This window comes from Streptomyces sp. NPDC051207, from assembly GCF_040682395.1.
Taxonomy (GTDB): domain Bacteria; phylum Actinomycetota; class Actinomycetes; order Streptomycetales; family Streptomycetaceae; genus Streptomyces.
In genome coordinates this window covers 161,864-179,330 of the sequence record NZ_JBFBAX010000010.1, presented here as the reverse complement: position 1 = coordinate 179,330, position 17,467 = coordinate 161,864, and the positions used below count along the sequence as shown (strand labels likewise).

The window sequence follows — 17,467 nt, the reverse complement described above, 5'->3', positions numbered from 1 at the left end:
CATGCGGCGTATACACCGTGTGTAGAGTGCCGCTCATGTCCATCGGTCACACACTCCTCGGTCTGCTCGAGTCGGGCCCGCGCCACGGCTACGACCTCAAGCGGGCCTTCGACGAGAAATTCGGTCAGGACCGGCCCCTGCACTACGGCCAGGTCTACTCCACGATGTCCCGCCTGCTGAAGCACGGGCTCGTGGAGGTCGACGGCATCGAGCCCGGCGACGGCCCCGAGCGCAAGCGGTACGCCGTCACCGACGCCGGCATCACCGACGTCGAGCGCTGGCTCGCCACGCCGGAGAAACCCGAGCCGTACCTCCAGTCCACCCTCTACACCAAGGTCGTCCTCGCGCTGCTCACCCACCGCGACGCGGCCGGCGTCCTCGACACGCAGCGCGCCGAGCACCTGCGCATGATGCGCATCCTCACCGACCGCAAACGCAAGGGCGACCTCGCCGACCAGTTGATCTGCGACCACGCGCTGTTCCACCTGGAGGCCGACCTGCGCTGGCTGGAACTGACCGCCGCGCGCCTCGACAAGCTGGCCGGGGCGGTGACCCGATGACCCCACCGCCCGGCTCCCTGCTGGTGGCCGACCAGCTCCGCAAGGCGTACGGGCCGACGACGGCCCTGGACGGCGCCGACTTCTCCATCCACCCCGGCGAGGTCGTCGCCGTCATGGGCCCCTCCGGGTCCGGCAAGTCGACACTGCTGCACTGCCTCGCCGGCATCGTCACCCCGGACTCCGGTTCGATCCTGTACGACGGGCACGAGATGGCGACCATGAGCGACGCCCGGCGCAGTGCGCTCAGGCGCTCGGAGTTCGGGTTCGTCTTCCAGTTCGGCCAGCTGGTGCCCGAGCTGACCTGCGTGGAGAACGTCGCGCTTCCGCTGCGGCTGAACGGCACCCCGCGCCGGGAGGCCGAGCGCAGGGCGCTGGCCTGGATGGAGCGGCTGGAGGTCGACGACCTGTGCGGCAAGCGGCCGGGCGAGGTGTCCGGCGGTCAGGGCCAGCGGGTCGCCGTGGCCCGCGCGCTGGTGACCGGCCCCCGGGTGCTGTTCGCCGACGAGCCGACCGGCGCGCTCGACTCGCTCAACGGCGAGCGCGTCATGGACCTGCTGACGGACGCCGCCCGGTCGGCGGGCGCGGCCGTGGTGCTGGTGACGCACGAGGCGCGGGTGGCGGCGTACTCCGACCGGGAGATCGTCGTACGGGACGGCAGGTCGCGGGACATGGAGCGCGCCGTATGAGCGTGCGTCAGTGGGCCGGGGATCTGGCGATGGGGGCGCGGTTCGCGTTCACCGGCGGGCGCGAGGGCTGGGTCCGTGCCCTGCTGACGGCGGTCGGCGTGGGGCTCGGCGTGGCGCTGCTGCTGCTGACCACGGCGATCCCGAGCGCGCTCTCGGTGCGGCACGACAGGGAGAACGCGCGGAAGGACATCACCTTCAGCAGCGAGCAGGTGCCGAAGGGCGAGGGCACGCTGCTGGTGGCGAACCTCTCGACGACCTTCCGCGACAAGGAGGTACGCGGCCGGGGACTGCAGCCCGAGGGCCCGAAGGCACCCCTGCCGCCCGGTGTGAGCCGCTTCCCGGCGGTCGGCGAGATGGTGGTCTCCCCCGCGCTGGAGAGGCTGCTGGCCTCGGACGGCGGGAAGCTGCTGCGGGAGCGGCTGCCGCAGCGGATCGTCGGCACGATCGCGGAGGACGGCCTGGTGGGCCCGGCCGAACTCGCCTTCTACCGGGGTGCCGACGGCATGGCACCGTTCGCCGGGGACGGCCGGGTGTCCCGCATCGAGCGGTTCGGCGACCCGGACGCGACGTCGGAGCCGCTGGACCCGGTGCTGCTTCTGCTGGTGCTGGTCGTGTTCGTGGTGCTGCTGATGCCGGTGGCGGTGTTCATCGCCGCGGCCGTACGGTTCGGCGGCGAGCGGCGCGACCGGCGGCTCGCGGCCCTGCGGCTGGTGGGCTCCGACAGCCGCATGACGCGGCGGATCGCGGCCGGGGAGGCCCTCGCCGGAGCGGCGCTCGGGCTGGTGTTCGGCGCGGCGTTCTTCCTGGCCGGCCGTCAGCTGGCCGGGTCCGTGGAGGTGTTCGGGGTCAGTGTCTTCCCCGGCTACCTCGACCCCTCGCCCGCGCTCGCGGTGCTGGTCGCGGTCGCCGTGCCCGCCGCTGCCGCGCTGGTCACCCTGCTCGCGCTGCGCGGCGTGGTGATCGAGCCGCTCGGCGTGGTGCGCAGCGCGAAGCCCCGGCGCCGCCGGCTGTGGTGGCGGCTGCTGCTGCCGCTGGGCGGGCTCGGGATGCTGTTCCCGATGGTCGGCCAGGGCCGCGGGAGCGGCGAGTTCAACCAGTACCTGGTGACCGGTGGCGTCCTGCTGCTGCTGATCGGCGTGACCGCGCTGCTGCCGTGGGCGGTGGAGGCGGTCGTGGCCCGGCTCGGCGGAGGCGGCGTCGCCTGGCAACTGGCCGTGCGCAGGCTCCAGCTGAGCAGCGGCACGGTGGCCCGGACGGTCAACGGCATCGCGGTCGCGGTGGCCGGGGCCATCGCGCTCCAGATGCTGTTCGCCGGGGTGGAGAGCGACTACAGCAAGGACACCGGCCTCGACCTCGAACGGGCGCAGATGCAGGTGTCCCTGCCGCGCGGCGTCCCGCTCGACCCGGCCGCCGACCGGCTCCGGCACACCGAGGGCGTGCGCGCCGCGTACGCCTACGGCGAGGGCCTGGCCGGGGAGCGGCGCACCGACCCGGAGTCGACCGCGCAGGTGACCGTCGGCGACTGCGCGGCGCTGCGGCAGATGGCCGCCCTGCCCTCCTGCCGGGACGGCGACGTGTTCGCGGTGCGGGGCGCGCAGTACGACACCGAGACGCCGAAGCTGGCCGAGCCGGGCCGGACCCTGTACCTCGACCCCTCCTACGAGGGCGGCGCGCCGGGACACACGGTGGCCTGGACGACGCCGCGGGAGCTGAAGCGGGCCGACGCGCGGATCGGCATGAACGGCACCGACCGGGGCGGCTTCATATCCGATGACCTGGTCGGCCAGCGACGACTCCGAGCGGTTCACGGCGATCCGCACCGGGCTGTTCGTCGGCGCGGTCTGCGTGCTGGCACTGATCGGGGCGAGCCTGCTGGTGTCCCAGCTGGAGCAGTTGCGGGAGCGTCGCAGGCTGCTGTCGGCGCTGGTCGCCTTCGGCACGCGGCGCCGGACACTGAGCCTGTCGGTGCTGTGGCAGACGGCCATCCCGATCGCCCTGGGCCTGGTGCTGGCGTGCGCGGTGGGGCTGACGCTGGGGGCGGTACTGCTGCGGATGACGGACACGACGGTACGGGTGGACTGGGGAAGCGTGCTGTCGATGACCGGGATCGGGGCAGGGGTGGTCCTGGCGGTGACGGGGCTGAGCCTGCCGGCGCTGGTCCGGTTGATGGGGACGGAGGGGTTGCGGACGGAGTAGGGCGGGAGGGGTACGCCGGCCGACGTGACGGAGCGCCACCGCGCAGCACCAGGGCCCGCCGCACGGGTGCACGCCGCCCGGCGCGACGGGGCTGGACCTCGGCAGCACGCCCCGCGGGGAGCGCGGAGGGGGTGCGGTTCGGTGTGACGCAACTCCAGCGGCCCGCCCCGCGGGGAGCGCGCGGGGTGCGGCTCGGTACGACGCAACCCCAGCGGCACGCCCCGCCGGGAGCGCGGCCCGGCATGGCCGGTCCCCCGCAGCACCACAGCCCGCCGCACGGACGCCCGCCGCACGGCGCGCCAGGGCTCGGCCTCAGCAGCACCCCTGCGGGGAGCGCGAGGGGGGTGGCTCGGTGCGGCGAAACCCCGCGGGGCCCGCGGCCCGGCGCGCGGTGCGTCGTCCTCGTACCGCCATGGCCCCCGGCCTACGAACAGACCCGCACCGGAAGCTCGCCCATCACCCCCCGCAACGCCCCCGCCAGTTGCTCGTACTCCGCCGACCTCGCCGCCCCCGTCCGCATCGCCAGCGCGATGCGCCGGGTGGGGGCCGGGTCGGTGAAGGAGGCCGTGCGCAGGCCGCCGGAGCGGGAGATCTCCACCTTGACGGCCGTACGCGGCAGCAGCGTGACGCCGAGGCCGCCCGCCACCAGCTGCACCAGCGTCGACAGCCCGGCCGCGGTCGTGGTCGCGGGGACGTCGTCGCGCCCGGCGTCCCGGCAGATGTCGAGGGCCTGGTCGCGCAGGCAGTGCCCCTCGTCCAGCAGCAGCAGCTTCAGCTCGCGCAGCACCGAGCGCGGTATGCCCCGCTGTCCGCCGAGCGGGTGGTCCAGCGGTGTGACGAGCACGAAGTCCTCGTCGAACAGGGGGAGTTCGGTCACGCCCGGTACGCCGAGCGGCACCGCGAGCAGCAGCAGGTCGAGTCGGCCGCCGGTCAGCCCTTCCAGCAGGCTGGCGGTCTGCTCCTCGTGGACCTGGAGGTCGAGGTGCGGGTAGCGGTCGTGGACGAGGCGCAGCACGGCCGGCAGCAGATAGGGCGCGACGGTCGGGATGACGCCGAGCCGCAGCACCCCGGTGAACGGCGCCCGTACGGCCTCGGCCTCCTCCATGAGCGCCCCGACCTCCTCCAGTACGGCCTTGGCACGCACGGCGAGCCGCTCGCCGGCGGGCGACAGCAGCACCTTGCGGGTGGTGCGCTCCACGAGGGTGACGCCGAGGGCCTCCTCCAGGGCGGAGACGGCACCGGACAGGGCGGGCTGGCTCATGCCGATGGCCGCGGCGGCATCCCGGAAGTGGAGATGTTCGGCGACGGCGGCGAACGCCCTCAGCTGGGCGAGGCTCGGTTGCCTCTTCTTACCCACGGTCACTAATAGCCACCTCCGATCAACACGACCGAGTGTAGCTATTTCCGCAATCAATGCACCCTGTGCCACCATCGGGAACGAACCAACCCATGGGAAACACCGGTCACTCCGGTGTTTCTTCGCTGCAAGGAGAGCGTGTGCTCACTGTCGGTGACAAGTTCCCCGAGTTCGAACTGACCGCCTGCGTCTCGCTGGAGAAGGGCAAGGAGTTCGAGACGATCAACCACAAGACCTACGAGGGCAAGTGGAAGGTCGTCTTCGCGTGGCCCAAGGACTTCACCTTCGTGTGCCCGACCGAGATCGCGGCCTTCGGCAAGCTGAACGACGAGTTCGCCGACCGCGACGCCCAGATCCTCGGCTTCTCCGGTGACTCCGAGTTCGTCCACCACGCCTGGCGCAAGGACCACGACGACCTGCGGGACCTGCCGTTCCCGATGATGGCCGACCCCAAGCACGAGCTGATGCGCGCCCTCGGCATCGAGGACGAGGACGGCTACGCCAAGCGCGCGGTCTTCATCGTGGACCAGAACAACGAGATCCAGTTCACCATGGTCACCGCCGGTTCCGTCGGCCGGAACCCGAAGGAGGTCCTGCGGGTCCTCGACGCCCTGCAGACCGACGAGCTGTGCCCGTGCAACTGGACCAAGGGCGACGAGACCCTCGACCCGGTCGCCCTGCTGGCCGGGGAGTGACCTGACATGTCACTCGACTCCCTGAAGTCCGCGATACCGGACTACGCCAAGGACCTGAAGCTCAACCTGGGCTCGGTCATCGGCAACTCCGAGCTGCCCGCGCAGCAGCTGTGGGGCACGGTGCTGGCGACTGCCATCGCCTCCCGCTCCCCCGTCGTGCTGCGCGAGCTGGCCCCGGAGGCGAAGGCGAACCTCTCGCCGGAGGCGTACACGGCAGCCAAGTCCGCCGCCGCCGTCATGGCGATGAACAACGTCTTCTACCGCACCCGCCACCTGCTGTCGGACCACGAGTACGGCTCGCTCCGCGCCGGCCTGCGGATGAACGTCATCGGCAACCCGGGCGTCGACAAGGTCGACTTCGAGCTGTGGTCGTTCGCCGTCTCCGCCATCAACGGCTGCGGCATGTGCCTCGACTCGCACGAGCAGGTGCTGCGCAAGGCGGGCGTGGACCGCGACACGATCCAGGAAGCCTTCAAGATCGCGTCCGTCATCCAGGCCGTCGGCACCACGCTGGACGCCGAGGCGGTCCTCGCGGCGTAGTGCCCGCGCACCCGACGCACCGGGGCCCCGGTCACCTTCGCGGTGACCGGGGCCCTTGTCGTGCCGCCGCGGAGCGGCGCTACTCGGTGCGCTCGTCCGGCCCGGACGGCGGCGCCGGCGGCGCCGGCGGTGTCACCGCCGCCACGTCGGAGGCCGTCGCCCCGCGCGGCTTGGGCGCGTACCTGAGTGCCGCCTCGTGGGAGTACGCCCGCAGATAGCCCGCCACCGTGTTGGTCACCGCGACCAGCGGCACGGCCACCACGGCCCCGCCGATGCCCGCCACCAGGCCGCCCCCGGCCACCGACAGCACCACCGCCAGGGGATGAACGCGGACCGCGCGGCCCAGGATGAACGGCTGCAGGATGTGCCCCTCGATCTGCTGTACTGCCAGCACCACCAAGAGGGTCATGACGGCCGTGAACACGCCCTGCGTGACCAGTGCGACGACCACCGCGAGAGCGCCCGAGACGACCGCGCCGACCAGCGGGACGAACGCGAACAGGAAGATGAACACGGCCAGCGGCACCGCCATCGGCACATCCAGGAAGTAGATGCCGAGGCCGATGAAGATGGCGTCGATGAGGGCCACGAGCACCGTGCCGCGCACATAGGCGGTGAGCGTCCGCCACGCGCGCGGGCCCGCGCCCGCCACGCCCGGCCGGGCCGCCGCCGGCACGAGCTTCAGCGTCCACTCCCAGATGCGCTTGCCGTCGTAGAGCAGGAACAGCGTCGAGAAGATCGTCAGCAGGATGCCGGTCAGCGCCTCGACGACGACCGTCACGCCCTCCAGGCCCGCCGAGGTGATGGCGTCGGTGTTGGCGCCGACCGCCTCGCGCAGGTTCTTGGCGATCTCGTTGATCTGCTTGTCGGTGACGTGGAAGGGGCTGTTGAGCAGCCACCTGCGCAGTTCGTCGATGCCGTCCTGGATCTGGTCGGAGAGGTTGTCGATGTTCTCCATGACCTGCCAGGTCACGAACCACCCCATCAGCCCCATCACGACGAACCCGAGGATCGCCGTCAGGGCGGTGGCAAGCCCGCGCGGCACCCCGCGCCGCCGCAGCCGCGCCACGGTCGGCTGGAGCAGCGCCGTGATGAGCAGCGCCCCGACGAACGCCAGTACGACGAGCTGTACGGCGCTGATGATCCGCATGAGGACCCAGACCGTGCCCGCCAGCACAAGCAGCCGCCAGCCCGCCTCGGCGGCGACCCGCATCCCCCACGGCACGGCCTGGGCCGGGTCGGGACGGGCGGGGACCTCGGGGGCGTACTCCGGGGGCGGCGGGACGTACCGGGCGGCGGGCTCGGGGTCGGCGCCCTCCCGCTCCGCCTCGGCGCGGCGCTCGTCCAACCGCCTGCTCAATCCGGTGAGTCCGGCGCCCAGCCGGCCGAGCCACCGTGGCACTCGCGACATGTTCAGTCCTCTTCCCCCGTCTCTCCCCACCACTCCCCCCCAGGAGCCGTCCCGACAGACCGTACATGGCGAAAGCCCCCCACCGTAGGACGGTGAGGGGCAGCGCCGGGTTGAGCGGCCGCCGGGGCGCGGGAGGCGGCTCGGCGGGCTCGGGTGAGGCTAGTACCAGTGGTTGGCCTGCCAGAACGACCAGGCGCCGCACGGGCTGCCGTAGCGCTCGTTCATGTAGTTGAGGCCCCACTTGATCTGGGTGGCCGGGTTGGTCTGCCAGTCGGCGCCGGCCGAGGCCATCTTGGAGCCCGGCAGGGCCTGGAAGAGACCGTAGGCGCCCGAGGACGGGTTGACGGCCTTGTAGTTCCAGTCGGACTCGTGGTCCACGATGTTGCTGAAGCACTGGAACTGACCGCTCGGCACCATCGACCGCGCCATCGCCTGGATCTGCGCGATCGAGTACGAGCCCTGGACGGCGAAGCTGGACGCGTCGCGGGCGGCGCTGCGGCTGGCCGCCTTCTGCTCCGCCGCGCGCTTCTTCGCTTCCTCGGCCGCCTTGGCCGCCTTCTCGGCGGCCTCCTTCTTGGCGATGGCCGTCTCGGCGGCTGCCTTGCGGGCCGCCTCTTCGGCGTCCTTCTTGGCGCTCGCGTCCGCGGCGATGGCCTGTGCGTCGGCCTGCTGCGTCAGGGACGCGGTCTGCACCTGGGCCTGCTGACCCGAGGGGATGTCCGCGAGCAGCGTTGCCGACTCAGATGCCGTCGCTTCGGCGTCGTTGTTCTGCGCGGTGCTGCCCGAGGCAACGCCGACGACGCTTCCGACAGCGGTGACCGCGGTGGCCGAAGCCACTGCGAATCCCCGGACCGAAATCCGGCTCACACGGTTTTCCTTCCAGCATCGCCCGCTTCGGTGACCCTGGCGGACGCAATCGTGCCCCTGGCACTGGCCTCCCCAACTGCGGGGTCACGGGAGGCTCGGGCCCGGTGGGCAACTCCCTCGCGGGGAGCGCCGCTTGGTGCTCGGGCGGCATACGACATCGCTATGCAGTTGGTGCTGATGCTCGGGTGGTGCCGTACCGCTGGGGATACAGGTGTGTCGTATGCGGGGCCTGACAGGAGTGAGACTCTGCCGCACGCGGTCACCGCAAGGCAATTCCATCGTGCGTGTGAAAGCTCACACCTCGTTTGCGCCACGAGGTTTCAGGAAAGTCGCACGCACGCGGACGCCGCCCGGCTAGGCTCTACGCCTTTCCGGACGGCGCCGACTTCGGTCCCGTCGGCCCTCACAGGGCCGTACGGAGTATATGCGTCAGATCTGCCCGTCCTCCAGCATTTCGGTCACCAGGGCGGCGATCTGGGATCTCTCGGACCGGGTGAGCGTGACGTGCGCGAAGAGCGGATGACCCTTCAGTTTCTCCACGACGGCGACCACACCGTCGTAGCGCCCGACGCGCAGATTGTCCCGCTGCGCCACGTCATGAGTCAGAACGACCCGTGAATTCGCGCCGATCCGGGACAGAACGGTCAGCAGGACGTTCCGTTCGAGTGACTGCGCCTCGTCCACGATCACGAACGCGTCGTGCAGGGAACGGCCCCGGATGTGCGTCAGCGGGAGAACCTCGAGCATGCCGCGCGCGGTGACCTCCTCGATGACCTCACGGCTGGTGACCGCCGACAGCGTGTCGAAGACCGCCTGGGCCCAGGGGCTCATCTTCTCGGCCTCGCTGCCGGGCAGATAGCCGAGCTCCTGCCCGCCCACCGCGTACAGCGGACGGAACACCATGATCTTCTCGTGCTGACGGCGCTCCAGGACCGCCTCCAGGCCCGCGCACAGCGCCAGCGCCGACTTGCCGGTGCCGGCCCGGCCGCCCATCGACACGATCCCGACGTCCGGGTCGAGGAGCAGGTCGAGCGCGATGCGCTGCTCGGCGCTGCGCCCCTTGACGCCGAACGCCTCCCGGTCGCCGCGCACCAGCCGGATGTTCCCCTCGGGCGTGACGCGCCCGAGGGCCTTGCCGCGCTCCGACTGGATGGTCAGGCCGGTGTGCACGGGCAGGCAGGCCGCCTCCGGCGCGTACAGGTGTCCTTCCTCGAAGAGGATGTCGACCTGCTCGCCGGGCAGGGTCAGGTCGGACATGCCGGTCCAGCCGGAGGCGTCCGTGATGGCGAGTTCCGCGCGGTACTCCTCGGCGAGGAGCCCGACGGACGACGCCTTGATCCTGAGCGGCAGGTCCTTCGACACGACGGTGACGTCGAACCCCTCGGCCTGCAGATTGCGGGCCACCGCGAGGATGCGGGAGTCGTTGTCCCCGAGGCGGTAGCCGCTGGGCAGCACGCTGGGGTCCGAGTGGTTGAGCTCGACCCGGACCGTTCCGCCGAGTTCCCCGATCGGGATAGGGGCGTCCAGCCGGCCGAACCGGACCCGGTAGTCGTCGAGCAGCCGCAGGGCCTGCCGGGCGAAATAGCCGAGTTCCGGATGGTTCCGCTTCGCCTCCAGCTCCGTGACCACCACGACGGGCAGCACGACCTCGTGCTCGTCGAAGCGGCTCAAAGCGTTCGGGTCGGCCAGCAGAACGCTGGTGTCGAGAACGTAGGTGCGCCGGTCTGGCTTGTGGCGCTTTGTGCTGGTCACCACGGAAGGACGTACCCCCTCGGATGAGGTCGGGGAGCGACGGAGTCGAGCTGGACCGGTTCTCGGCCGCGGAGCACCGCGGGCCGGGAACCGGCCCTCCGCGTCTTCCGTGCCGGAACAGCACGGTCGGGCTGGTGCAAAGGGCCTCCCGGGCGGACGGCCCCGTGCCGCCCGCTGAGATCCGACACCCGTGGTTCGGGCGTCGACCTGCTTGCCTTATGCCCTCGAACGCGTGCCGCCATGCCAGACAGCGGCACGGCGACCCGGTGAACTCCGCGTTACGTCCCCGTCCTGCGCGGTACTCGTCGCTGCTTGGGCCCGGTGACCGGAAAGTGACCTGCGGTCATGCGCCCGGCGCGGTCAGCCGCCGAAGCGCCGGTGGCGGGCCGCGTAATCGCGCAGGGCGCGCAGGAAGTCGACCTTGCGGAACGCCGGCCAGAACACGTCGCAGAAGTAGTACTCGGAGTGCGCGCTCTGCCAGAGCATGAATCCGGACAGCCGCTGCTCGCCGCTGGTGCGGATCACGAGGTCGGGGTCGGGCTGGGCGCCGGTGTAGAGGTGGCGGCCGATCATGTCGATGTCGACGGCCTCGGCCAGCTCCGCCAGCGAGGTGCCCTGCTCCTGGGCCTCGAACAGCATCGAGCGCACCGCGTCGGCGATCTCCTGGCGCCCGCCGTAGCCGATGGCGACGTTGACGAGTATCCCCGTGTTGTCCGCCGTGGCGCTCTCCGCCTCCTTGAGTGCGGTCTGGATCCGCTGCGGCAGCAGGTCCATCGTGCCGACGTGGTGCACCCGCCAGCGGCCGTCGTCGGCGAGGGTGCGCACGACGTCCTCGATGATGTCGAGGAGCGGGACCAGTTCCTCCTGCGGCCGGTCGAAGTTGTCCGTGGACAGCAGCCAGAGGGTGACGACCTCGACGTCCGTCTCGCTGCACCAGCCGAGGAACTCCTCGACCTTGTCCGCGCCGGCCCGGTGCCCCTGCGCGGTGGTGGAGCCGGCGGCCTTCGCCCAGCGGCGGTTGCCGTCCATGATGACGCCGATGTGCTTGGGCACCTGAGCGTGGTCCAGGTGGCCTTCCACCCGGCGCGTGTACAGCCTGACCAGCAGGTTGCGCAACTTGTCGCGCAGGATCACGTGTGAGTCAGTCCCTCCGGACGGATCGGACAGGTCGTCGCCGGCCCCCGCGACGGCGGCCGGGCGCGGCCGAGGGGAATCGCTGTCCGCATGGCAGTACCCCGGGGGCGAAGCCTACCCCCGCCGTCGCCGGGCGCCCGAAAAAGGGTGTCAGCCGCCGTACGGCCCGTACGGCGGCTGCGGCGCCGCGCCGCCCCGGGGCCGCCGGAACCAGGCGCGCGCGGTCGCCGGGGTCAGCAGGAAGAGGACGGTGAGCGCGCCGGCCAGCGGGAGGAAGCCGCCCCCGGTGCCCCGGGCGGCCGCGCCGACGGCGAGGAAGGCCTGCACGGACACCAGCACGATCGAGGCGATGCGGACGCCGTTGCCGGCGGTGCCGTAGCGGAACGCCAGGACGAACAGCGGGACCGTCATCAGGTACATCGCGAAGGAACGCCCGGCGGACTCGGCGCCGGAGGCCGCGGCGACGACGGCGGGGTGCAGCACCGCCAGCCCGGCCATCACGAAGACCAGGACCTGCGCGGCACGGACCGGTCCGGGCATGGCGTGGGGTGCCGCGGGGGCATGGGGGGCGTACGGGGCGCCCGGCGGCGCGTAGGCACCGGGCTGCGGGTACGGGTTGGGGCCACCGGCCTGACCGGGCGGGGCGTACGGGGGGCCGGGCGGGGCGTACGGGTTGTGCTGCGGGTGGGGCGCGGCCTGCGGCGGACGGCCGTTCGGGTGATCGTTCGACATGTCCCGGACTGTAGCGGGGGCGCAGGGAAGCGGACCGGTCGCACGCAGAAAAAACGGGCCGGTCCGTGGGGGGGAGACGGACCGGCCCGAGGGGGGGTTTCCACCATAACCCTTTGTAAGTGGTGCTGCGTGCACCGGCGTGCCACAACTCGTCGCCGAAACCGCTCGACAGCACGGAGACAACGGGGCAGAACCCCGTGAACAGCGACATTTCGGCGATGCCTGCCGGAACATGACGGGCGCGCGGCGTCCCTCCGACGGGTGAACGCGGGGGTGAGCGCGCCTTGACCAGGATCGCGGCTCCGCGCAGCCCCCTCCACTGCGCGGTGCCGCCCGCGCAGCTTTGCTGACGCGAATAACCTTGGTCTGAACTTACGGGAAACCCGCGCCGGGATGCGAGCCGCGCGGATAACGATGTGGAAAACGTGCGGGGACGCGCCCGTGGACGTGCGGCGGTTCGGCCGCTGTTTCAGCAGGTGGCCCCGGCGGCCTTGCGGAGCTCGAAGAGGTGGCGGGTGCTGTGAGCGACGAAAGGCCCCTCGGTCCGGATCTTCTCGTGCAGGGCGTGCAGCCGGGGCTCGTACGCCTCCGCGGTGAAGCCGGGCACCATCCAGACGACCTTGCGGAGGAAGTGCACGACGGCGGCGACGTCGTAGAACTCCATGCGCAGCCGTTCCGCGCGCAGGTCGGCCACCTCCAGACCGGCGGCCTCCGCGTCGGCACGCTCGCGCTCGGGGTGGCGGCCGTGGCGCGCCTCGTCCGGCAGGGGCCCGAGGAAGTACTCCACGAGTTCGAAGGCGCTGGCGGGGCCGACGTGCTGGGCGAAGTACGTGCCGCCGGGTGCGAGGACGCGGGCGATCTCGGACCAGTGCGGGCGCACGGGATGCCGGCTGGAGACGAGGTCGAAGGCCCCGTCGGCGAACGGCAGCGGAGCGTCCTGGTCGCAGACGACGACGGGGACGCCGTACGGCCGGAGCAGGGCGGTGGCACTGGCCGCGTTGGGGCGCAGGCCCTCGGTGGCGACGGCGAGGCCGGGCCGCGCCGGGGCGGCCTCGCGGAGCGCGAACTCCAGCACCTCCCCTCCCCCGGTCTGGATGTCGAGCGCGGCACGCGCGGCGCCGAGCCGGCCGGCCAGGGAACGCGCGTACCCCCAGGAGGGCCGGGCCTCGGTGGCCCGCCCCTCGAACCAGGAGAAGTCCCACCCCTCAGTGGGTACGGAGACGCCTTCGGCGACGAGTTCCTCGAAGGAACGGCCGTTCATGAAGGGCCGGCCGCTGACGGTACGAGGGGACGGACCTGCTCGGCCACGAAACGTACGAAGCCCTCCGGGTCGGGTTCGTCGGCGGTGGGCTGGAGGATCACGGTGCCGGCACCCGCGTCGGCGAGGGCCCGTACGGCCTGTGCGACGGCCTCGGCGTCCCCGGCGGCGCCGAGGCCGGGCACGTCGGCGAGGCCCTCGGCGGCGAGGTCGGCGCGCAGCCGGGCGGTCGCTTCGGGTCCGGTGGCGGCGAGCAGATAGCTGACGACCCGGTGCGGCGCGTCGAGCCGCCCGGCCGCGGCCCGCCCCTCGTCGATCAGGCGCCGGGCGGCGCGTACGCCGTCCGGCGACGTGGCCGAGGTGAGGATCGTCCCGTCGGCCGCCTCGCCGGACAGCCGCAGGGTGCGGGGGCCGGTGGCCCCGGCGAGGATCTCGACGGGGTGCTGGGGCGGCCAGTCGAGGGCGACGTCGTCCAGGGTGACGTAACGGCCCGAGGTGGTGAGGCGCTCGCCGCGCAGCAGGGCGCGCAGCGCGTCGAGGTGCTCCCGCAGCAGGGTCAGCGGCGAAGCGGCCCGCGCGCCGACCTGGCCCATCCAGTCCTGGACACCGTGCCCGACACCGAGGACGGGGCGGCCCGGGAACATGCGGTGCAGGGTGGCGGCCTCCATGGCGGTCACGGCGACGTTCCGCAGCGGCACGGGCAGCAGCCCGACACCGATCCGCACCCGCTCACTCCAGGCGAGCGCCGCCGCGGCGGCGGAGACGCCACCCTCACGGAAGCAGTCCTCCCACAGCCACAACTCCTGAAGCCCGGCCTCGTCGGCGACCCGGACGACGTCCCGCAGCCGCTCGGGGGCCAGCTGGGGGCGGAAGACTGCGCCTAGATCGGTCATGGGGTGTTCCTATCGGGGTGGGGCGGAGGGGAACAACAGGATTTCCGGGCCGGGGGACGACGCGCCTCGGTGCGGGGGCCCCTTGGGGCACAGTGGTTGCTCGTGACGTACGGAGCGGAGGGGTGCCGGCATGGGGCGGTGGCGGGACGGGCGGGGGGAGCTGGTCGTGCATGGGGAGGGGGCGGGACCGGGTGCGGGGACTCCGGCGAGGGCGCCGGTGCGGGTGCCGCTGGAGATCGCGAGTTCGTACCGGGCGCGTACGAAGGGCCTGCTGGGCCGGGACTGCGTCGACGGGGCGCTGCTCCTCACCCCCGCCAACAGCGTGCACACCTTCCGCATGCGCATCCCGATCGACGTCGCCTACCTCGACCGGCACTTCGAGGTCATCGCCGTACGCACCATGCGGCCGGGCCGGCTCGGCCTGCCCCGGCCGCGCGCCCGGCACGTGCTGGAGGCGGGGGCGGGGGTCATGGCGGGGTGGGGACTGAAGGCGGGGGTGCGGGTGGAGGTGCTGGCCGGCGCGGAGTGACCCGCCCGCCCGGCGCCGGGGAACGCGGGATCAGGGCGACACCATGTGCAGCAGGGCCGTACCGTCCTCGTGGCCCGTCATCTGGATCACCACCGCGCCGGGCTGCGGGCTCGGGCGGGTGCCTCCCAGGCCGCCTCCGCAGGAGTTGCCGGAGCTGTTGCTGTACAGGAAGGTGGTGCATCCGTGGCCCGGGCCGCTCGCCGCGCCCTTGGAGCGGCCGTTGCCCGACTTGACGGTGTACTCCACCTCGTTGGGGCCGATCTTCGTGACGGAGAGGGTTGCCCTGCCGTCCGGGCCCTTGAAGCGGATGGTGACGGGTTCCGTGATGGCGACTTCGCAGTTGGCGTCCTCGCAGGCGGCGGTGTCCGTCCCGTCCGCCGCGGTGACCGCGGGGGTGGGGACGGAGGTCGCCGGTCTGGTGGTGGTCGGTGCCGGGCTGGTGGACGGGGGGCCGGCTGCGGCATCGGGGTCGTCCGAGTCGCTGCTGCAGCCGGCGGCGGAGGTGAGAACTGCCACGACGGTCAGCGCCGCCAGCGCCGTCCGTGCGGTGGTTGTCGATGCCATGGCTCCCCGTCCTCGTGTGTGTGCGGCTGTCCGTTCCGTCAGCTTGCCCCGCGTGGGAAGGAGACCTCCACGCGGCGGTTCTTCTTCCGGCCGGATTCCGACGAGTTGTCCGCGATGGGGTACTGCTCGCCGTAGCCGCGTACCTCGTAGGTGATGTCGGCGTCGTTCAGTTCCTGGGCCAGCACCTTCTGTACGGCGTCGGCGCGCTGCTTGGACAGGACGTCGCCGTGGGCGGAGGAGCCGAGGTTGTCCGTGAAGCCGAAGACGCGGAGCCTCGTCGCGTTCTGCGTCTTGATCTCCAGGGCGATGGTGGAGATGCGCGCCCTCGCCTCGCCACTGAGCCTCGCGCTGTCCTTGGGGAACAGCACCTCGGCCTGGAGCGCGAACTTCACGTCCGAGTTGGTGTCCTCACGACGCTCGTCGCCGCTTTGGTCTTCGACGACGGATTTGATGTCGAGGACTTTGGGGGCGGCGAGGGTGGAGCCCTCGGGGAGCTTGAGGTCGGGGTCGTTGCGGTCGACTTCGACAGGTGCCGCGGCGGAGGCCTGGGAGCCCGGGGGGACGCCGGGGCTCTCGTCGGCGTGGGCCGTCACAGCGCCGTAGAGGTTGGTGGCGACCATGAGCGTGGCTGCGGTGACGACGAGGCCGAGGCGTGGATACGGCGTTCGGGTGTGCGTACGGGTCATGGCCGCCTCACCCGGAGATCTTGAGGGTGCCGCTGCTGAAGGTCGGTACCTGAAGGTCGACCTCGGTCGCGCTGGACGGTGGGGCGGGGAACTGCATGAAGACCGGCAGCGTCTGTCCCGCTTCCAGATTGCCCAGGCCGGTGCTGGTCAGTGGACGCCCATCCGTGTCGCGGAGCACGTAGTAGCGCTTCTTCCCCTTGGAATCGATGAGAGTGGCGCCGCCAAGGGAGGGCCCGTGTTTGATGACCTCGGTCTCGTCACCGCTCGTCTGGGGCGGAATCACCACCGACTTGGCACCGTCGTTCTTCACGGTGCCGTTCACGGTGATGAATCCGCCCGCGTCCCTCTCAGCAGAGGTGATCTGGAGCAACAAGCCCTCGATGCCCTTGAGCTCCGCCAAGGGTGCCTCGGACTTCCCCTCCTGAGCACTCGGATTGGGTCCCCTGTCAGGGGAGGAGGCCGACGCCGTGGGACTCGCCGTGTCTTTGTCGCCGCCGCCACAACCGGCCACACCGAGGGCCAGCCCGGCCGCCACGGTCAAGGCGACCATCCCCCTGCGGGCCTTCGCAGTGAACCGAATGCTCATCTCTCTGCTTCCTTCTCCACTCGTCGTTCGCTTGTTCAGTCGGCCAGGTGGACGTCGAAGAGGTCCTCGGGTTTAGGCAGGATCGTGAGATCGTCCGGATCGAGGTCCCAGTCCTTGCCGCCCTTGCAGGACAGTCGTGGCAGTGTTTCCTCGGGAGCGTCCTCGGCCGGGGGCCTGACCCCACAGCGGGGTTCGACCACGGCCGTGGCCGTCGCGTCCGCCCGCCGCTCCTCCGTCCCGGGAACGATCGAATCTCCGACGGTCTTGTTCGTCTCGACTTCGACCGTGAAGCGCAGGATCCCAGGATCGCAGCCGTCCAGGCGCGCGTCGTTCAGCGCCGCGAGGTGCGCGGCGCGACCGCACGGGGAGACCGGCACCCCACCCGGGCTGCCGTCGAAGATGCCGTCGAAGATGTCTTGCCACTTGCCCGGATCGAGCACGTTCTGCACCCAGGCGCCGGCGAGTTGGTCCCGCCTCTCCTGAGCTGCCGCGAGGGCCGCCGCGTCGGCGGCCGTCTGGGCGCCGTTCCGGTTCGCCGCTGCCTGACCGACCGCGAAGTACGCGAACGCGAGAAAGAGCAGGCCCCCCACCACGGTGATGTAGATGGGGAAGACCTGCCCTGCGTCGCCGTACCGGCGGAGTCGGATCAAGGAGCGACCTTGGCGATCTGCGCCTGAATCTTGCCGAGGATCGTCTGACCGATGTTGGTACCCGTGATCGCCAGCACGATCGCCACGACCACCGCGATGATGCCCAGGTACTCCACCGCCGTCTGCCCCTTGTCGCCGGCCCGGCGCTGCATGGCGGCCACCGTCGTGTTCTTCCAGCCGTTCACGCGCACCTTGGTCGCAACGGCAGTCTTCAGCATCAGGTCGCTCATGGTGTTCCCCTCCGGGTTCAGCGGTGCCGTTCTCGACAGGAGGAACGTACGGCGGGGCGTCCTGGCGCGCAGAGGGTCCCTGGGCCCAATCGCGGGCCCAAGCCGGGGCCCAGTCGCAGCGCGTCATCCTTTGCCCGGCGG

The 17,467-nt window shown here is 71.7% G+C and carries 18 protein-coding genes and 1 pseudogene; 6 read left to right on the top strand and 13 right to left on the bottom strand.

The window, feature by feature from the left end:
- Nucleotides 1-35: 35 nt before the first annotated feature.
- The 3 genes and pseudogenes from AB0M97_RS13370 to AB0M97_RS13360 all read left to right on the top strand — a co-directional run bounded on the left by AB0M97_RS13370 (nt 36) and on the right by AB0M97_RS13360 (nt 3,442).
- Nucleotides 36-560, top strand: a complete 525-nt coding sequence (locus AB0M97_RS13370) for a PadR family transcriptional regulator (protein ID WP_365960944.1) — start codon at nt 36-38, stop codon at nt 558-560.
- The gene (locus tag AB0M97_RS13365; RefSeq protein ID WP_365960943.1) at nt 557-1,246 is read left to right on the top strand and encodes an ABC transporter ATP-binding protein; all 690 of its coding nucleotides are present in this window, start codon (nt 557-559) and stop codon (nt 1,244-1,246) included. Before AB0M97_RS13370 ends, AB0M97_RS13365 begins: the two co-directional genes overlap by 4 nt.
- A pseudogene (locus tag AB0M97_RS13360) lies at nt 1,243-3,442 on the top strand (ABC transporter permease). The gene AB0M97_RS13365 and the pseudogene AB0M97_RS13360 overlap by 4 nt, the downstream one beginning before the upstream one ends.
- A 424-nt stretch (nt 3,443-3,866) precedes the next feature.
- On the opposite strand, the gene AB0M97_RS13355 reads toward AB0M97_RS13360, so the two are convergent.
- Nucleotides 3,867-4,805: a LysR substrate-binding domain-containing protein gene (locus AB0M97_RS13355; RefSeq protein WP_365960942.1), complete on the bottom strand. Its 939-nt coding sequence runs from the start codon at nt 4,803-4,805 to the stop codon at nt 3,867-3,869.
- A 134-nt stretch (nt 4,806-4,939) separates the two neighbouring features.
- Here AB0M97_RS13355 and AB0M97_RS13350 point away from each other — a divergent pair, with 134 nt between their 5' ends.
- Nucleotides 4,940-5,494, top strand: coding sequence for a peroxiredoxin (locus AB0M97_RS13350; RefSeq protein WP_365960941.1), 555 nt, complete (start codon nt 4,940-4,942; stop codon nt 5,492-5,494).
- Nucleotides 5,495-5,500: 6 nt separating this feature from the next.
- Nucleotides 5,501-6,034, top strand: coding sequence for an alkyl hydroperoxide reductase (locus tag AB0M97_RS13345; RefSeq protein WP_365960940.1), 534 nt, complete (start codon nt 5,501-5,503; stop codon nt 6,032-6,034).
- Nucleotides 6,035-6,113: 79 nt separating this feature from the next.
- Here the strand turns inward: AB0M97_RS13345 and AB0M97_RS13340 are convergent, their stop codons facing one another.
- From AB0M97_RS13340 to AB0M97_RS13310, 7 genes are all read right to left on the bottom strand, one after another.
- The gene (locus AB0M97_RS13340; protein WP_365960939.1) at nt 6,114-7,445 is read right to left on the bottom strand and encodes an AI-2E family transporter; all 1,332 of its coding nucleotides are present in this window, start codon (nt 7,443-7,445) and stop codon (nt 6,114-6,116) included.
- A gap of 159 nt (nt 7,446-7,604) precedes the next feature.
- Complete coding sequence (locus AB0M97_RS13335) at nt 7,605-8,312, bottom strand: transglycosylase SLT domain-containing protein (RefSeq protein ID WP_365960938.1); 708 nt, start codon at nt 8,310-8,312, stop codon at nt 7,605-7,607.
- A gap of 429 nt (nt 8,313-8,741) precedes the next feature.
- Complete coding sequence (locus AB0M97_RS13330; RefSeq protein WP_365960937.1) at nt 8,742-10,067, bottom strand: PhoH family protein; 1,326 nt, start codon at nt 10,065-10,067, stop codon at nt 8,742-8,744.
- A 357-nt stretch (nt 10,068-10,424) separates the two neighbouring features.
- A complete protein-coding gene (locus AB0M97_RS13325) occupies nt 10,425-11,198 on the bottom strand; it encodes an isoprenyl transferase (protein WP_365960936.1) in 774 nt (257 codons plus the stop codon).
- A 150-nt stretch (nt 11,199-11,348) separates the two neighbouring features.
- Nucleotides 11,349-11,930 (bottom strand): hypothetical protein, encoded by a 582-nt coding sequence (locus AB0M97_RS13320; protein WP_365960935.1) that lies wholly within the window; start codon nt 11,928-11,930, stop codon nt 11,349-11,351.
- A 469-nt stretch (nt 11,931-12,399) separates the two neighbouring features.
- On the bottom strand, nt 12,400-13,191 hold the full coding sequence (locus AB0M97_RS13315) for a methyltransferase domain-containing protein (RefSeq protein WP_365960934.1): 792 nt from the start codon (nt 13,189-13,191) through the stop codon (nt 12,400-12,402).
- Entirely contained in the window at nt 13,188-14,081 is an 894-nt protein-coding gene (locus tag AB0M97_RS13310; RefSeq protein WP_365960933.1) for an LLM class flavin-dependent oxidoreductase, read from the bottom strand. The genes AB0M97_RS13315 and AB0M97_RS13310 overlap by 4 nt, the downstream gene beginning before the upstream one ends.
- A gap of 130 nt (nt 14,082-14,211) precedes the next feature.
- Here AB0M97_RS13310 and AB0M97_RS13305 point away from each other — a divergent pair, with 130 nt between their 5' ends.
- Nucleotides 14,212-14,610 (top strand): DUF192 domain-containing protein, encoded by a 399-nt coding sequence (locus AB0M97_RS13305; RefSeq protein WP_365960932.1) that lies wholly within the window; start codon nt 14,212-14,214, stop codon nt 14,608-14,610.
- A 30-nt stretch (nt 14,611-14,640) separates the two neighbouring features.
- On the opposite strand, the gene AB0M97_RS13300 is transcribed toward AB0M97_RS13305, so the two are convergent.
- Genes AB0M97_RS13300 through AB0M97_RS13280 form a run of 5 tightly spaced genes read right to left on the bottom strand, consistent with a single transcriptional unit; the run spans nt 14,641 to nt 17,326 of the window.
- A complete protein-coding gene (locus AB0M97_RS13300; protein WP_365960931.1) occupies nt 14,641-15,174 on the bottom strand; it encodes a hypothetical protein in 534 nt (177 codons plus the stop codon).
- 38 nt (nt 15,175-15,212) lie between these two features.
- Nucleotides 15,213-15,860, bottom strand: coding sequence for an OmpA family protein (locus tag AB0M97_RS13295; RefSeq protein ID WP_365960930.1), 648 nt, complete (start codon nt 15,858-15,860; stop codon nt 15,213-15,215).
- A gap of 7 nt (nt 15,861-15,867) precedes the next feature.
- Complete coding sequence (locus AB0M97_RS13290; protein ID WP_365960929.1) at nt 15,868-16,446, bottom strand: hypothetical protein; 579 nt, start codon at nt 16,444-16,446, stop codon at nt 15,868-15,870.
- A 35-nt stretch (nt 16,447-16,481) separates the two neighbouring features.
- Complete coding sequence (locus AB0M97_RS13285) at nt 16,482-17,093, bottom strand: pilus assembly protein TadG-related protein (RefSeq protein WP_365960985.1); 612 nt, start codon at nt 17,091-17,093, stop codon at nt 16,482-16,484.
- Nucleotides 17,093-17,326 (bottom strand): hypothetical protein, encoded by a 234-nt coding sequence (locus AB0M97_RS13280; RefSeq protein ID WP_365960928.1) that lies wholly within the window; start codon nt 17,324-17,326, stop codon nt 17,093-17,095. The genes AB0M97_RS13285 and AB0M97_RS13280 overlap by 1 nt, the downstream gene beginning before the upstream one ends.
- Nucleotides 17,327-17,467 lie beyond the last annotated feature (141 nt).

Bases quoted from the DNA above. Each gene is read 5' to 3' on its own strand.
- AB0M97_RS13370 (WP_365960944.1), top strand. From the start codon at position 36: ATGTCCATCGGTCACACACTCCTCGGTCTGCTCGAGTCGGGCCCGCGC.
- AB0M97_RS13365 (WP_365960943.1), top strand. From the start codon at position 557: ATGACCCCACCGCCCGGCTCCCTGCTGGTGGCCGACCAGCTCCGCAAG.
- AB0M97_RS13345 (WP_365960940.1), top strand. From the start codon at position 5,501: ATGTCACTCGACTCCCTGAAGTCCGCGATACCGGACTACGCCAAGGAC.
- AB0M97_RS13340 (WP_365960939.1), bottom strand. From the start codon at position 7,445: ATGTCGCGAGTGCCACGGTGGCTCGGCCGGCTGGGCGCCGGACTCACC.
- AB0M97_RS13320 (WP_365960935.1), bottom strand. From the start codon at position 11,930: ATGTCGAACGATCACCCGAACGGCCGTCCGCCGCAGGCCGCGCCCCAC.
- AB0M97_RS13315 (WP_365960934.1), bottom strand. From the start codon at position 13,191: ATGAACGGCCGTTCCTTCGAGGAACTCGTCGCCGAAGGCGTCTCCGTA.
- AB0M97_RS13310 (WP_365960933.1), bottom strand. From the start codon at position 14,081: ATGACCGATCTAGGCGCAGTCTTCCGCCCCCAGCTGGCCCCCGAGCGG.
- AB0M97_RS13305 (WP_365960932.1), top strand. From the start codon at position 14,212: ATGGGGCGGTGGCGGGACGGGCGGGGGGAGCTGGTCGTGCATGGGGAG.
- AB0M97_RS13300 (WP_365960931.1), bottom strand. From the start codon at position 15,174: ATGGCATCGACAACCACCGCACGGACGGCGCTGGCGGCGCTGACCGTC.
- AB0M97_RS13295 (WP_365960930.1), bottom strand. From the start codon at position 15,860: ATGACCCGTACGCACACCCGAACGCCGTATCCACGCCTCGGCCTCGTC.
- AB0M97_RS13290 (WP_365960929.1), bottom strand. From the start codon at position 16,446: ATGAGCATTCGGTTCACTGCGAAGGCCCGCAGGGGGATGGTCGCCTTG.
- AB0M97_RS13280 (WP_365960928.1), bottom strand. From the start codon at position 17,326: ATGAGCGACCTGATGCTGAAGACTGCCGTTGCGACCAAGGTGCGCGTG.